Source organism: Actimicrobium antarcticum (assembly GCF_039536745.1).
Classification (GTDB): domain Bacteria; phylum Pseudomonadota; class Gammaproteobacteria; order Burkholderiales; family Burkholderiaceae_D; genus Actimicrobium; species Actimicrobium antarcticum.
The window spans coordinates 44125-58295 of record NZ_BAAAZE010000012.1; the positions used below are offsets into that span (position 1 = coordinate 44125).

Annotated in this window: 10 protein-coding genes and 1 pseudogene; 8 read left to right on the plus strand and 3 right to left on the minus strand. The window is 59.6% G+C overall.

Features of this window, described 5'->3' with window-relative positions; translation table 11 throughout:
* The first annotated feature begins 244 nt into the window (after positions 1-244).
* Both ABD720_RS14515 and ABD720_RS14520 read left to right on the plus strand, forming a co-directional pair.
* The gene (locus ABD720_RS14515) at positions 245-2761 is read left to right on the plus strand and encodes a circularly permuted type 2 ATP-grasp protein (protein ID WP_344764147.1); all 2517 of its coding nucleotides are present in this window, start codon (positions 245-247) and stop codon (positions 2759-2761) included.
* On the plus strand, positions 2758-3675 hold the full coding sequence (locus ABD720_RS14520; RefSeq protein ID WP_344764150.1) for a transglutaminase family protein: 918 nt from the start codon (positions 2758-2760) through the stop codon (positions 3673-3675). The genes ABD720_RS14515 and ABD720_RS14520 overlap by 4 nt, the downstream gene beginning before the upstream one ends.
* Positions 3676-4067: 392 nt before the next feature.
* On the opposite strand, the gene ABD720_RS19360 is transcribed toward ABD720_RS14520, so the two are convergent.
* The 3 genes and pseudogenes from ABD720_RS19360 to smc form a co-directional block, all read right to left on the minus strand.
* Positions 4068-4289, minus strand: coding sequence for a PsiF family protein (locus tag ABD720_RS19360; RefSeq protein ID WP_425547985.1), 222 nt, complete (start codon positions 4287-4289; stop codon positions 4068-4070).
* A pseudogene (locus ABD720_RS19365) lies at positions 4266-4571 on the minus strand (PsiF family protein); the annotation flags it as partial. The pseudogene ABD720_RS19365 and the gene ABD720_RS19360, both read right to left, overlap by 24 nt.
* A gap of 95 nt (positions 4572-4666) precedes the next feature.
* Positions 4667-8197 (minus strand): chromosome segregation protein SMC, encoded by a 3531-nt coding sequence (gene smc / locus ABD720_RS14535; RefSeq protein ID WP_344764152.1) that lies wholly within the window; start codon positions 8195-8197, stop codon positions 4667-4669.
* A gap of 178 nt (positions 8198-8375) precedes the next feature.
* Here smc and dapC point away from each other — a divergent pair, with 178 nt between their 5' ends.
* From dapC to prmB, 6 genes are all read left to right on the plus strand, one after another.
* Positions 8376-9575: a succinyldiaminopimelate transaminase gene (gene dapC, locus ABD720_RS14540; RefSeq protein WP_344764154.1), complete on the plus strand. Its 1200-nt coding sequence runs from the start codon at positions 8376-8378 to the stop codon at positions 9573-9575.
* Between the two features lie 29 nt (positions 9576-9604).
* A complete protein-coding gene (gene dapD / locus ABD720_RS14545) occupies positions 9605-10429 on the plus strand; it encodes a 2,3,4,5-tetrahydropyridine-2,6-dicarboxylate N-succinyltransferase (RefSeq protein ID WP_344764156.1) in 825 nt (274 codons plus the stop codon).
* Positions 10430-10477: 48 nt separating this feature from the next.
* Complete coding sequence (locus tag ABD720_RS14550; protein WP_344764158.1) at positions 10478-11623, plus strand: PilT/PilU family type 4a pilus ATPase; 1146 nt, start codon at positions 10478-10480, stop codon at positions 11621-11623.
* Positions 11620-11973 carry an ArsC family reductase gene (locus tag ABD720_RS14555; protein ID WP_344764160.1) on the plus strand — a complete coding sequence of 118 codons (354 nt, stop codon included), beginning with the start codon at positions 11620-11622 and terminating at the stop codon, positions 11971-11973. Before ABD720_RS14550 ends, ABD720_RS14555 begins: the two co-directional genes overlap by 4 nt.
* Before the next feature lie 4 nt (positions 11974-11977).
* Entirely contained in the window at positions 11978-13105 is a 1128-nt protein-coding gene (gene dapE, locus ABD720_RS14560) for a succinyl-diaminopimelate desuccinylase (protein WP_344764162.1), read from the plus strand.
* Between the two features lie 148 nt (positions 13106-13253).
* Positions 13254-14132: a 50S ribosomal protein L3 N(5)-glutamine methyltransferase gene (prmB, locus tag ABD720_RS14565; protein ID WP_344764164.1), complete on the plus strand. Its 879-nt coding sequence runs from the start codon at positions 13254-13256 to the stop codon at positions 14130-14132.
* The last annotated feature ends 39 nt before the right edge of the window (positions 14133-14171 follow it).

Genomic DNA, 14171 nt, shown 5'->3' on the forward strand with positions numbered 1-14171 from the left:
ATTACCAAGTATGCGACTTGTAAAGCAGTGATTCTGTGCGACAGCGAACTTATTGCCAGCTGCACGACCGGGCACAATGACACCCGAAGAACTGCCCCCGACGAACCGGGAAGTACAGGTATGATGAGGGCCGACTCATACACAGCAACACAAGTCCACCAGCGCACTGTCAGATCTCTGCCATGCAGCCCGCTGACACGAAAAACTTTCCTGCACGACCTGGTTGGCAATTGCCTTGAAAAAAATGAATAACTCCCTGCTTGCCGCTTACCCGCTGGCGCAGCAGCGCTACGACGAAATGTTCGAAGCCGATAGCATGCCTCGTCCGCACTGGCGCGCACTCTTCGATCACCTTGGCCGAGAACCCGCAGAAGTCATGCGGCAACGCATCGATGCCTTGCAGCGCCAGGTACGCGAAAACGGCGTGACCTACAACATCTATGCCGACCCGAAAGGGATGACCCGACCATGGGATCTGGATGTGCTGCCGTTTATCCTGCCGCAGCAGGAGTGGGCCGGCATCGAAGCCGGCGTCATCCAGCGTGCCACCCTGCTCAACCAGATCCTCGGCGATGTCTACGGCGAACAAACCTTGCTCAAAGAAGGCTTGCTGCCGCCCGGCCTGGTCCACGGCAACGCGGGCTTCCTGCGCCCCTGCCACGGCATACGCCAGAGCGACGATATCGCCCTGCATTTCTACGCCGTCGACCTGACCCGTGCGCCGAATGGGCGCTGGTGGGTGGTCGGCGACCGCACCCAGTCACCCTCGGGTGCCGGCTATGCGCTGGAAAACCGGATCGTCATTTCGCGGGCGTTCCCGGAACTGTTCCGCGACATGAAGATCGAGCATCTGGCCGGTTTTTTTGCCCGTCTGCGCGATAGCCTGGCGCACTGGGGGCGCATTTGCGCCGCCAACCGGGGCGATGGTGCTGATGACAGCCCGCCGCTGCGCGACAGCGAACAACCGCTGATCGTGCTGCTCACACCGGGCCCTTACAACGAAACCTATTACGAACAAACCTACCTGGCGCGCTACCTCGGTTTCCCGCTGGTGGAAGGTGGTGACCTGACCGTACGCAATGGCCTGGTCTGGCTCAAGACGCTGGCCGGACCACGTCGTGTGCACGTGATCCTGCGCCGTGTCGACGATGAATTCTGTGATCCGCTCGAACTGCGTTCGGATTCGGCACTGGGTGTCGCCGGCCTGACCGAAGCGGCGCGACGCGGCACGGTATTACTGGCCAACGGGCTCGGCTCTAACCTGCTGGAATCGGGCGCACTGCTGGGCTACCTGCCCGCCATTTCGCGCCGACTGCTGGGTGAAGAACTGAAAATGCCGTCGGTAGGCACCTGGTGGTGCGGTGAACCGGCTGCGCTGGAACAGGCCATCGATCAGCTCGATAACCTGGTGGTCAAACCCGCCTTCCCGCAACTGCGACAATTGCCGGTATTCGGTCAGGATCTGGATGCCGAGGCCCGCGCCAGCCTGATCGACGCCATGCGCGCCAGACCGCACAATTACGTAGCCCAGGAACTGGTACGCATTTCGCAGGCACCGGTCTGGCGCGGAGACCCGGCGCCGGGCCTGAATGCCTCGGTGGTAGGTTTGCGGGTCTTTGCCTGCGCCACGCCCAATGGCTATATCGTGATGCCAGGCGGACTGACTCGCGTGGCGACCGGCGCCGATGCCCGCGTCATCACGATGCAACGTGGTGGCGCCAGCAAGGACACCTGGGTGCAGGCGCGCGGCCGGGTCAGCCAGATGAGCTTGCTGCCGAGCTCGACCGCGGCCCATGAACTGGTGCGCGGCGACACCCATCTGGCCAGTCGTGTCGTGGAAAACCTGTTCTGGTTCGGCCGCCTGTCCGAACGCTGCGACAGCACCACCCGTCTGCTGCGTAGTGCGCTGGATTTTTTGCTGAACGTGTCACCCGAATACCGCGGGGGCGAATGGGAAACTGTCCAGGCCCTGTGCCAGAAATTCGGCCTGCTCAACGAAGAACCCCACGACGACGCCGATATCGAAACCGAGTTACTGCAATCGATGGTGACTCGCAAAGGTCCCGGTCTGGCGAGCAATTTCCAGCAGTTGTATCGGGTTGCCGGCTTGCTGCGGGAGCGCCTGTCGCTGGACAACTGGCGCACGCTGAATCAGGTTGTTCAACAGCACAGCGGAATGGGCCAGCCGCCTAGCCTTGCTGGTGCCATCACCCGACTCGACAACGCGACCAGTTCGCTGATGACCCTGTCCGGTTTCGCCAACGACGGCATGACCCGTGACAATGGCTGGCGATTCATGCAGATCGGTCGCCGTCTGGAGCGCCTGCAATTCCTCTGCACGGTCCTGCAGCACGGCATCAGCATGCCGTCTGATAGTGGCCTCGACTGGCTGCTGGAAGTCGCCGACAGTATCGTCACCTATCGCTCGCGCTACATGGCGCAACCGGAATGGCTGCCCATGCTGGACCTGCTGGTGCTCGACGACAGCAATCCGCGCTCGGTGGCTTTTCAGGTGGGTGGCCTGATCCGCAATCTCGATCGGCTTGCCGTTAATCACGGCCCCTGTGGCGCCGAATTATTCATGCCCCTGCAAGCGCAATTGCAGGCACTGAACCCCGGTCGCGACCTGTACGCCGGCAGTGCGCCCTTGCTGAACCTGCTGCGCAAGTTGAATACCGCCAGCATCGCGCTGTCAGACCAGATCGGCCTGCAATTTTTCAGCTACAGCGGCGCAGTCAACCTGGATACGTTTACGCCATGATGATCACCACCGCCAGCACTATGGCAGACCCCATCCGTTACCGTGTTCTGCACGAAACGCTGACCACCTACCATCGGACCGTTACGCTCTCGCAGCAGTTTCTGCACATGACGCCGCGTTCGTTTTTGTACCAGCAAACCCAGTCGCACCAGTTGACGATCGATCCGAAACCACCCGACTGGTCCAACCGTATCGACTATTTTGGCAATGCCACCCGCTCACTGACCTTGCCTTCGCCGCATCGTGAATTGCTGGTGCTGGCTGACACGGTGGTGCTACTGACGCCGCGGCCGAGAATGACGCAGCTCGCCAATTCGCTATCCTGGGAAGAGCAACGCGCATGCCTGCTGACCACGCAGGACGCGACGTCACTGGAACCCTATGTCTTCCTGTACGAGTCGCCCCACATTTCCTGTGGCGAAGAGCTAGTGGAATACGCGTCGAGCAGTTTCACGCCCGGGCGAGCGCTGCTGGATGCCTGCATGGAATTGACCGAACGGATTTATCACGACTTCAAATACGACCCCGAAGCCACCACGATTTCCACGCCACTGATCGATGTACTGCGTGGACGTCGCGGCGTCTGCCAGGACTTTGCCCACCTGATGATAGGCTGCCTGCGTTCGCTCGGCCTTGCGTGTCGATACATCAGCGGCTACATCCTGACGACACCGCCGGCAGGTCAGCCGCGCCTCGTCGGCGCCGACGCATCGCATGCCTGGGTCTCGGTCTATTGCGAAGGATACGGCTGGGTGGATTTTGATCCGACCAATCGTTGCCTGGTCAAGGATGAACACATTACGGTAGGCTGGGGACGGGATTTCAGCGATGTCACACCGATGCGCGGCATCGTGCTGGGTGGTGGCGGGCAGGAGTTGCGGGTAGCGGTGACGGTGGCGTTGATGGAGAATTAGTCGTGCTGAGCCCTTTCACGACAGGCTTTGCCTGCGAACTCCCGCCTGTAGGTTGCAAAGCCCAACATGCGTCAATCTTCCTATGCTGCCAGCGGCAACGGACGCGGTTTTTCTCCGTCGCGCTGCACCTGACCTAGTGCTTCGCAGTCGTCGCAACGTGAACTACCGACGACCGCACAACGACCTGAAGGGCGGCTTGACGCGTGTTGGGCTTTGCAGCCCAGCCTACGATTCGGCAACTAAAACCACGATTTGCTTGTCGCACGAAGCCCGCGTTTTGCAGGGACTGACTTGCCGTGGTGCTGGAAAAAAACCCCGGCAGGGACAATAAAAAAGACCATCCGGGTTACAGCGGATGGTCTTTTTTATGGTGCGTGCTGACAGCAAAACAATCAGGCTGGCGTCTTCTTCAGGCACTCTTTCATGAACGCCTTGCGCTCATCGCCTTTTTTACCGGCAGCATCGGCATTGCAGGTTTTCATCTTGCTCTGTTGCGTAGCGGGGGCCGCTGCGGTAGCTGGGGTAGCTGGGGTAGCTGGGGTAGCTGGGGTAGCTGGCGTTGCCGCCGCGGCCGGAGTAGCAGCGTCCGCCTTTTTGCTCAGGCATTCCTTCATGAAGGCTTTACGTTCATCACCTTTCTTGCCGGTTGCGTCCGCATTGCAAGTTTTCATCTTGTTTTGTTGCGTAGCCGGGGTCGCAGCCGCGGCAGGGGTCACAGCCACCGCGTCGCCCTTCATGCTCAGGCATTCCTTCATGAAGGCTTTGCGTTCATCGCCCTTTTTGCCGGTTGCGTCTTTATTGCAGGTCGCCATTTTGGTTTGCTGGCCAGTAGCGGCAATGGCGGTGTTAACACAAAACGGTGCGGCGAGTAACAGGATGGCGAGGATGTGTTTCATGGTTGATCTCCATAAGAAAAAGTGATTGCCGCCTCCAGCTTCAGCGGCTGACCGGATTACAGCACGAATCGCCGGCACTGCGTACCAAAACGTCATCACGCAGCATCTACCTCAGCGGCAAAGCTGGTGGCCGACTCCATATCCACCGCAACGATCCGCGAGACGCCCTGTTCCTGCATCGTCACGCCGATCAATTGCTGGGCCATTTCCATCGCGATTTTGTTATGCGAGATGAACAGGAACTGGGTATGCACCGACATGCGCTTGACCATGTTGCAGAAGCGCTCGGTATTGGCATCGTCCAGCGGCGCATCGACTTCATCGAGCAAACAGAACGGTGCCGGATTCAACTGGAACATCGAGAACACCAGAGCAGTGGCCGTCAGCGCTTTTTCGCCACCCGAGAGCAGATGGATGGTCGCGTTCTTTTTGCCGGGCGGTTGCGCCATGACCTGCACACCGGAGTCGAGGATCTCGTCGCCAGTCATGGTCAGCCGGGCCTGCCCGCCGCCAAACAGAATCGGGAACAGTTCGGCGAAATGCAGATTGACCTTGTCGAAAGTGTCTTGCAACAGCTCGCGGGTTTCCTTGTCGATGCGGTGGATGGCGTCCTGCAGCGTGTTGATGGCTTCGGTCAGGTCGGCGTTTTGCGCATCCAGGAATTCCTTGCGCTGAGACGCCTCCGCCAGTTCGTCGAGTGCCGCGAGATTCACCGCGCCTAGCGCGATGATCGCATTCGTCAACCGCGTGACTTCGCCTTGCAAATAGGACGGTCGCAGATCGTCATGTAGCTTGCCGGCCAGCGCGACTTCATCGGCCTGCGCATCGATCAGCTGCTGCGCAAACTGCTCCTGGTTCAGTCGCGCAGCCTGTTCTTTCAATTGCAATTCCATGATGCGGTCGCGCTGCGGTTGCAGGCTGCGCTCGGATTGCATGCGGGCGTCTTCGTGCTGGCGCAGTTGCAGCGACAACTGGTCCAGCTCATGACGCGCATCAGCCAGCGCGCGCTCCTGATCCGTGCGCTTTTCAAGCAGGGACTGGAGACCGGCCTGCGCGGTTTGACCATCCAGCCCGGCCAGCTCCAGATGCCCTTGCTGCAAACTGGCCGTCAACTGTGCGGCCTGCTCACTGGCCGTGGCGATACTGCGCCGCAGTTCATCGATCTTGCTGCGCTGGCTTTTTTCGGCGTAGTCGATTTCCTGAGCCGACCGCTCCAGATCACGCAGGCGTTGTCGCGCATCGGCCAGCTGCTGTTCCTTGTGCAGGAAGTCGGTCTGGCCATCTTCGTGGGCTTCCTGGCGCTCGGCCAGTTCGCCATCAAGTTCTTCGAATGTGGCTTCGGATTCGGCCTTGATCTGTTGCTGCTCGTTTTCCTGTTCGGCGATCTCGGCCAGGTCGGCGGCGATCTGGCCGCTGCGCTGGTTGAAGCGGGCCTGCACTTCCGACATTTTCATGACGTCGATCTGTAGCGCATGCACCGATTGGGTCAGCGTGGCGACCTGCTGCCGATATTCCTGCAGACGTTGCAGTGCCTGTGTCATGGCCGCGTCCGCCTGCACCGAGCGGCTGCGCGCGGCATCGGCCAGCAGGTACTGGGCGCGCACCTGCTTGGTCAAATTGTCGATTTCCTGCTGGCGCGCCAGCATGCCGTCCTGCTCGGAGTCGGCGGCATAAAACCGCACGCTGGACTTGCCGATCAGGTGTCCCTGGCGCGTGATGAACGACGCGCCTGCGGGCAACTTGTCGCGTCCGGCAAAGGCCGACTCGACATCGTCGGCGACATACACATTGCACAGCCAGTCCTGCATCAGATTACGCAGGCCGGGATCGCTCAGTTGCAGCAGGTTTTGTAATGGTTGCAGGCCCTCAACAGCTTCGGTGATCGGGCCCACGGTGGCCGCACTGGCAGAAAACAGCGCCAGCTTGGCCGGTGGTGCGTCATTGAAAAAAGCCTTGGCCCAGTCCAGGTTCGACAGCTCCAGCGCGGCGGTGCGTTCACGCAGCACCGACTCCAGCGCGGTTTCCCAGCCAGCTTCGATACGCAGCTTTTGCCATAGCCGCGGCAAGCCGTCGAGCTCATGGCGGTTCAGCCACGGTTGCACTTTGCCCTGGCTTTGCACGCGCTCCTGCAACTGCTTGAGGGCGCCGAGACGGGCATCGAGACGCGCATTGCTGGCGCTTTCTGCGGCGACTTCGGCCTGGGCGCTGCGGCGCTCTTCTTCCAGCAAGGGTTGCTGGCCCTGGGCTTCATCGAGCCGCATCGTGGCTTCGTCGAGCGTGGCTTTTTTTTCTTCCAGCAGCAGCGTGGCATCCACCAGATGCGCATTGTCCGGCAGTGCCAGGCCACTTTTTTCCTGCATCAGCCGTTCGCGTCGCACTGCCAGGCCGGACAGGATATTGGCGGCATTGCGCTGGTGCGCCGCCTCCAGTTCGATGCGCTGCTGGATCTGCATGATCTGTGCACGCGACTCGGTCGACTTTTGCTGCGCATCGCGCCACGCCTGTTCGAGCGCCGGCACCCGTTCGCTGTGCTGTTGCAGCGTCTGCCGTGATTGTTCGACCCGTTCGCCCTGCTCTTCCAGCAGCAGTTCGGATTCGGCCATGTCTTCGCCGAATTGTGCGCCCTGGCGTTGCCATTGATCGCGTTGCGCGGTCAGTGAATCGAGCTGCGATTGCAAACGGCTGCGCGATTCGATGACAAACTTGATCTCTGCTTCCAGGCTGCCGATTTCGGCATTGGTCTGGTAGAGCTGCCCCTGGGCCTGATGCATCCGGTCGCCGGCGCTGTAATGCGACTGGCGCATCTGCTCCAGTTGCAACTCGACATGGCGCAACTTGGCGGTTTCTCCCTCAAGTTCAGTCTGGGCTTTTTCGATGTCGCGGAAAAATTTCTGCTGTTCGGTGTTGGCTTCGTTCTTGCGCAGCAGCCAGAGCAATTTCTGTTTTTCTTCCTGGTCGCTTTGCATCTCCCGAAACCGGGTGGCGACCGCGGCCTGGGCCTGCAGTTTCTCGAGATTCGCATTCAGTTCGCGCAGGATGTCTTCGACGCGCAGCAGGTTGTCGCGGGTGTCGTGCAGACGGTTTTCGGTTTCGCGGCGGCGTTCCTTGTACTTGGACACACCGGCGGCTTCTTCCAGAAAAATCCGCAGCTCTTCCGGCCGCGCTTCGATGATGCGCGAGATCATGCCCTGACCGATGATCGCGTAGGCACGCGGCCCCAGCCCTGTGCCCAGGAAAATATCCTGGATATCGCGGCGGCGTACCGCCTGGTTGTTGATGTAATAGGTCGACGTGCCGTCGCGGGTCAGCGTGCGCTTGACGGCGATCTCGGCATACTGGCCCCATTGTCCCGACGCTTTGCCATCGGCATTGTCAAACACCAGTTCCACCGACGCCCTGCCGGCCGGTTTGCGGTGGCTGCTGCCATTGAAAATCACATCCTGCATCGATTCGCCGCGCAATTCGGACGCCTTTGATTCTCCCAGCACCCAGCGCACCGCATCGATGATATTGGATTTGCCACAACCGTTCGGCCCCACTACACCCACCAACTGACCGGGAACCTGGAAGTTAGTGAGATCGACGAACGATTTGAAGCCAGAAAGTTTGATGGAAGTTAAGCGCACGAGGTCAACAGTTCAAAGTAACGCGGGCTCTGCTGCAGCACCGCAAAAAGGCCTTCATCATAGCATCGGGCACTGGCGCGTTTGCCGTTTTGCCAAGGCCAATGAACAACGTTGCCGGGCGGATGCAACGTTATAATGGGACCAATTTTTTATCAATTTGCCACACTGCGACCACCCCGTGAATCCACATCTGAATCAGCTGCAGCCCTATCCTTTTGAAAAACTCAAGCAGCTGTTTTCGGGCATCACGCCGAATCCTGCCTACACCCCGATCAGCCTGGGCATCGGCGAACCGAAACATCCGACACCCGCGTTCATCAAACAGGCGCTGGCCGACAACCTGACCGGCCTGGCCACATATCCGACTACTGCCGGCAGCGACGCGCTGCGTACCACCATCGCCGGCTGGCTGGAACGCCGCTACGGGCTGCTGCATATCGATCCGGCGACACAAGTCCTGCCGGTGAACGGCTCGCGTGAAGCGCTGTTTGCGCTGGCGCAAACCGTGATCGATCCGGCTAGTGATGCCCTCGTGATGTGCCCGAACCCGTTTTATCAAATTTATGAAGGCGCGGCTTATCTGGCCGGTGCCACGCCCTACTTCGTCAACTCTGATCCGGCGCGAAATTTTGCGCCCGACTATGCCAGTGTCCCGGACGACGTCTGGCAACGGGTACGTCTGCTGTATCTGTGCACGCCAGGCAATCCGACCGGGTCGGTGATGACGCTGGATGACTGGAAACTGCTGTTCGACTTATCGGATAAATACGGTTTCGTGATTGCTGCCGACGAGTGCTATTCCGAAATCTATTTCAAGCCCGAAGCACCACTGGGTTCGTTGCAGGCAGCCGCATTACTCGGACGCGGTGACTTCCCGCGCCTGATCGCATTTACCAGCTTGTCCAAACGCTCGAACGTGCCGGGCATGCGCTCCGGCTTTGTGGCCGGCGATGCCGCCATCCTGAAGCAGTTCCTGTTGTACCGCACCTACCAGGGCGGCGCCATGAGCCCATCGGTCCAGTCCGCCTCGATCGCCGCATGGAACGACGAGCAGCATGTAGTCGAAAACCGTGCCAAATACCGCGACAAGTTCACCCGCGTCACACCACTGCTGCAGCAAGTGCTGGATGTGGCGCTGCCGGACGCCGGTTTCTATTTGTGGGCGCGCGTCGACCAGCATGCCGACATCACCGATGTCGAGTTCGCCCGCCGCCTGTATGCCGAATATAATGTGACGGTTTTACCCGGCAGTTACCTGGCGCGCGAGGCCTGTGGCATCAATCCCGGACGCAACCGTATTCGCATGGCGCTGGTGGCCGAGGTCGACGAATGTCTCGACGCCGCTCTGCGCATCGTCGCCTTCACCGGCACTCTCTGATTTCTCACCCTTTTTTACTGTATCCGACCATGACTCAAGCACTTCAGCACATCATCGACCAGGCATGGGAAGACCGTGCCAGCCTGTCACCGCAATCCGCACCCGCAGCTATCCGCGAAGCGGTGGCCCATGTCATCGAACAACTCAATGACGGCAGCCTGCGCGTGGCACAAAAAGACAGTGGTAGCTGGGTCGTCAACCAGTGGGTCAAAAAGGCCGTGCTGCTGTCGTTCCGCCTGGAAGACAATGTCGCCATGCCTGCCGGCGCCGACATGCAGTTCTACGACAAGGTCCCGACCAAGTTCGCCAATTACACCGCCGAAGACTTTGCCAAGGGTGGTTTTCGCGTGGTGCCGCCAGCCGTTGCGCGGCGCGGCAGCTTCCTCGGTAAAAACGTGATCCTGATGCCGTCGTTCGTCAACATCGGCGCGTATGTCGATGAAGGCACGATGGTCGATGCATGGGCCACTGTCGGTTCGTGCGCCCAGATCGGCAAAAACGTGCATCTGTCCGGCGGTGTCGGTATCGGTGGCGTGCTTGAACCAATGCAGGCCAACCCGACCATCATCGAAGACAACTGCTTCATCGGTGCGCGTTCCGAGATTGTCGAAGGCGTGATCGTCGAAGAAAATTCAGTCATTTCGATGGGCGTCTACATCGGCCAGTCGACCAAGATTTATGACCGCGCCACCGGCGAAGTGACGTATGGCCGGATTCCTTCGGGCTCGGTGGTGGTGTCCGGCAACCTGCCGTCGGCGGACGGCAAGTACAGCCTGTACTGCGCGGTCATCGTCAAACGGGTCGATGCAAAGACCCGTGCCAAGACCGGCATCAACGAGCTTTTACGCGACTGATCACGCAGATAACTGCGCAACCTGACGAGCGACTTTCGGGAGAACTGCATGGCGATGGATCGTTTATTCTTGCTGATGAAGGAAAAGGGCGCGTCGGACATGTTCCTGACGGTGAACTCCGCGATCCACATGAAGATCGACGGCACGCTCATTCCGATCAACCAGCAAAAAATGGATCCGGCGTACATCATGAGCCTGCTGGCGGAAGTCGTCCCGGCAGGCAAATTGCAGGAACTCGAACGGGACAACGAGCTCAACATGGGCATTCCCGTGTCCGGCGTCGGCAGTTTTCGGTTGTCTGCATTCCGTCAGCGCAATTCGATCTCGGCGGTGCTGCGCTACATCCCGTACATCATCCCCGAGATGGCGACACTGAACATGCCGCCGATACTTTCAGAACTCATTGTCGCCAAACGTGGCCTGATGCTGGTGGTGGGCGCGACCGGATCGGGCAAGTCGACCACGATCGCGTCGATGCTGGATTACCGTAACCAGATGATGGCCGGTCATATCCTGACGCTGGAAGACCCGATCGAGTTTTTGTTCCGCAACAAGAAATCCATCGTCAACCAGCGCGAGGTCGGCGTTGATACGCAAGGCCTGTCGATTGCACTGAGAAATGCACTGCGACAAGCGCCGGATTGCATCCTGATCGGCGAAATTCGTGACCGCGAAACCATGGCAGCGGCCATGGCGTACGCACAATCCGGGCATCTGGTCGTCTCGACCATGCATGCCAGTAATAGCTACCGCGCACTGAATCGCATCATCGGTTTTTTCCCGATCGAGAACCGCCCGGCGCTGTTGCAGGATCTGGCCTCGACGCTGACCGCGATCGTGTCGCAGCGGCTGTTGCCGTCCATCGATGGCGGTCGGGTTCCGGCGGTCGAGATATTGCTCAATACCCGCCACATTTCCGAACTGATCGAACAGGGCGAGATCAGCCAGGTCAAGGAAGCGATCGAAAAGAGCTTGTCGCCGGGCTCGCAGACGTTCGAGCAAGCACTGATGCAGTTGATCCGCGACGGCAAAGTGACACAGGAAGAAGCCCTGGCCAATGCCGATTCGGCGAGTAACCTGTTCTGGTTGATCAACAACAGCAATAGCACCAAGACCGGCAAAACGCCGCATCCCGAACCCGTTAAAGATGTTCCGGAAGGCGCGACCTTTACTGAATTCACATTGAACACATGACCCTTGCGCTCTATGGCATTCCCAACTGTGACCAGGTCAAAAAAGCCCGCACCTGGTTAGCTTCGCACGACCAGACAGTTGTCTTCCACGACTTCAAGAAAGCCGGCATCAGCCGCGCGCTGATCGAGAGCTGGCTGCAACATGTTGCGTGGGAAGTGCTGATCAATCGCAAGGGAACAACGTGGCGCGCCCTCGCCGACGAACGCAAGGGCGCCATCATCGACGCTGATAGCGCGATCGTCCTGATGCTGGAAGCGCCATCGGTCATCAAGCGGCCGGTGCTGGTGACGCCATCGCACACCGTGGTCGGCTTTTCCGACGACGTTTATCAACAGCTTTTCAAGAAATGACACCATGAGCAAAACTCTGGCGCTGACCGAACAACTGATCGCGCTCTCCTCCGTGACTCCCGAAGACAATGGTTGCCAGAAACGGCTGATCGCCTTGCTGGAGCCATTGGGCTTCCAGTGCGAATCGATCCAGTCCGGCAATGTCACCAACCTGTGGGCGCGCCGAGGCGTGGCACAACCATTGCTGGTATTTGCCGGTCATACCGATGTCGTGCCGACCGGCCCGCTCGACCAGTGGCAGTCGGACCCGTTCATCCCGACCCATCGCGATGGCAAGCTGTACGGCCGTGGCGCGGCCGACATGAAGACCTCGATCGCGGCCATGGTCGTCGCCGTTGAAGAGTTCGTCACCGCACATCCGCAGCATGCTGGCTCGATCGGGTTTCTGATTACCAGCGATGAGGAAGGTCCGGCCACCGATGGCACCATCGTGGTCTGCAACCTGCTGATGGAACGCGGTGAACAGCTCGACTATTGCATCGTCGGCGAACCGACCGCAGCCGTCATACTGGGTGATACGATCAAGAACGGTCGGCGTGGTTCGATGTCCGGCAAACTCGTCGTCAAAGGCATTCAGGGGCACATCGCCTATCCGCAACTGGCGCGCAATCCGATCCACGTGGCAGCCCCGGCGCTGGCCGAACTGGTCGCCGAAAAATGGGATGACGCCAACGAATATTATTTGCCGACCTCGTGGCAAATCTCGAATATCCATGCCGGCGCCGGTGTGTCGAATGTGATTCCGGGCGAACTGGTGATCGATTTCAATTTCCGCTTTTCGACCGCCAGCACGGTCGAGGACTTGCAGCAGCGCGTGGTCGCCATCCTTGCCAAACACGAACTGGAATACAGCCTGAAATGGACTGTCAGCGGCTTGCCGTTCCTGACACCACGCGGCGAACTGAGTGCGGCAATCTGCGCAGCGATCAAGTCCGAAACCGGTCTCGACACCGAACTGTCGACCACAGGCGGGACATCCGACGGCCGCTTCATTGCGCAGATTTGTCCGCAGGTCATCGAAGTCGGCCCACCAAACGGCAGTATTCACAAGATCGACGAACACATCGAGGTGCGCTACATCGACCCGCTGAAAAACATTTATCGGCGCACGCTGGAAAATCTGCTGACCTGAGCGGTCAGCTTGCGTGGAAGCCGGTTGGTCTCCACGCAAAATCAACGTAAAATCAGCGCCCCGGCCACCGGACCGCGCGTATTCCAGCCTGACCTCGACGCCTGGCCGATACCAGTTCGCCCCACCTTTTTCTGAACGTCCAAATCCCATGACCAACAATTTTTCTACTATCCGCGACGTGTTGCGCTACGCCGTCACCCGCTTCAACAACGCCAAGCTGTTCTTCGGCCATGGCAGTACCAACGCGCTCGATGAAGCCGCCTACCTGATTCTGCACACCCTGAACCTGCCGCTGGACAAACTCGATCCATTCCTCGATGCACGCTTGCTACCAGATGAAATCGATAGCCTGCTGGACGTGATCCGACTGCGCAGCGTCGAACGCCAGCCGGCCGCCTACATCACCAAACAGGCCTGGCTGGGCGACTACCATTTTTATGTCGATGAACGGGTATTGGTGCCGCGCTCGTTTATCGCCGAACTGATCCCGGATCAATTTTCGCCGTGGGTCGGCGATGCCGATGCGGTGCTCACTATTCTTGAACTGTGTACTGGCTCAGGTTGTCTGGCGATCATGCTGGCGGACGCGTTTCCGAATGCCCATGTGGACGCAGTCGATATCTCGGCCGATGCACTCCAGGTAGCGCGTCGCAATGTCGACGATTACCAGCTGCAGGATCGCATCACGCTGATCGAATCCAATCTCTACAGCGCCGTTCCGGATAAAAAATACGACCTCATCATCACCAACCCGCCCTACGTCAACAGTGCCTCGATGGGCAAGCTGCCCGAGGAATACCAGCGCGAACCACAGATCGCGCTGGCCGGTGGCGCCGATGGCATGGACCTGGTGCGCAGCATCGTCGCCGGCGCTGCCAAGCGCCTCACGCCACAGGGTGTGCTGGTGGTCGAAATCGGCAACGAACGCGCCCATGCCGAGCTGGCATTCCCGACGCTGGAGCTGACCTGGATGACCACCAGTGCAGGCGATGACATGGTTTTCCTGACGACCGCCGACAAGCTGTAAGGCACAACCCGCCGAATTGGCCGGCCGGCAGGCCGGCGC

Excerpts from the sequence above, each read along its gene's own strand:
- ABD720_RS14515 (WP_344764147.1), top strand. The coding sequence starts at position 245 with ATGAATAACTCCCTGCTTGCCGCTTACCCGCTGGCGCAGCAGCGCTAC.
- ABD720_RS14520 (WP_344764150.1), top strand. The coding sequence starts at position 2,758 with ATGATGATCACCACCGCCAGCACTATGGCAGACCCCATCCGTTACCGT.
- ABD720_RS19360 (WP_425547985.1), bottom strand. The coding sequence starts at position 4,289 with ATGAAGGAATGCCTGAGCAAAAAGGCGGACGCTGCTACTCCGGCCGCG.
- dapD (WP_344764156.1), top strand. The coding sequence starts at position 9,605 with ATGACTCAAGCACTTCAGCACATCATCGACCAGGCATGGGAAGACCGT.
- ABD720_RS14550 (WP_344764158.1), top strand. The coding sequence starts at position 10,478 with ATGGCGATGGATCGTTTATTCTTGCTGATGAAGGAAAAGGGCGCGTCG.
- ABD720_RS14555 (WP_344764160.1), top strand. The coding sequence starts at position 11,620 with ATGACCCTTGCGCTCTATGGCATTCCCAACTGTGACCAGGTCAAAAAA.
- dapE (WP_344764162.1), top strand. The coding sequence starts at position 11,978 with ATGAGCAAAACTCTGGCGCTGACCGAACAACTGATCGCGCTCTCCTCC.
- prmB (WP_344764164.1), top strand. The coding sequence starts at position 13,254 with ATGACCAACAATTTTTCTACTATCCGCGACGTGTTGCGCTACGCCGTC.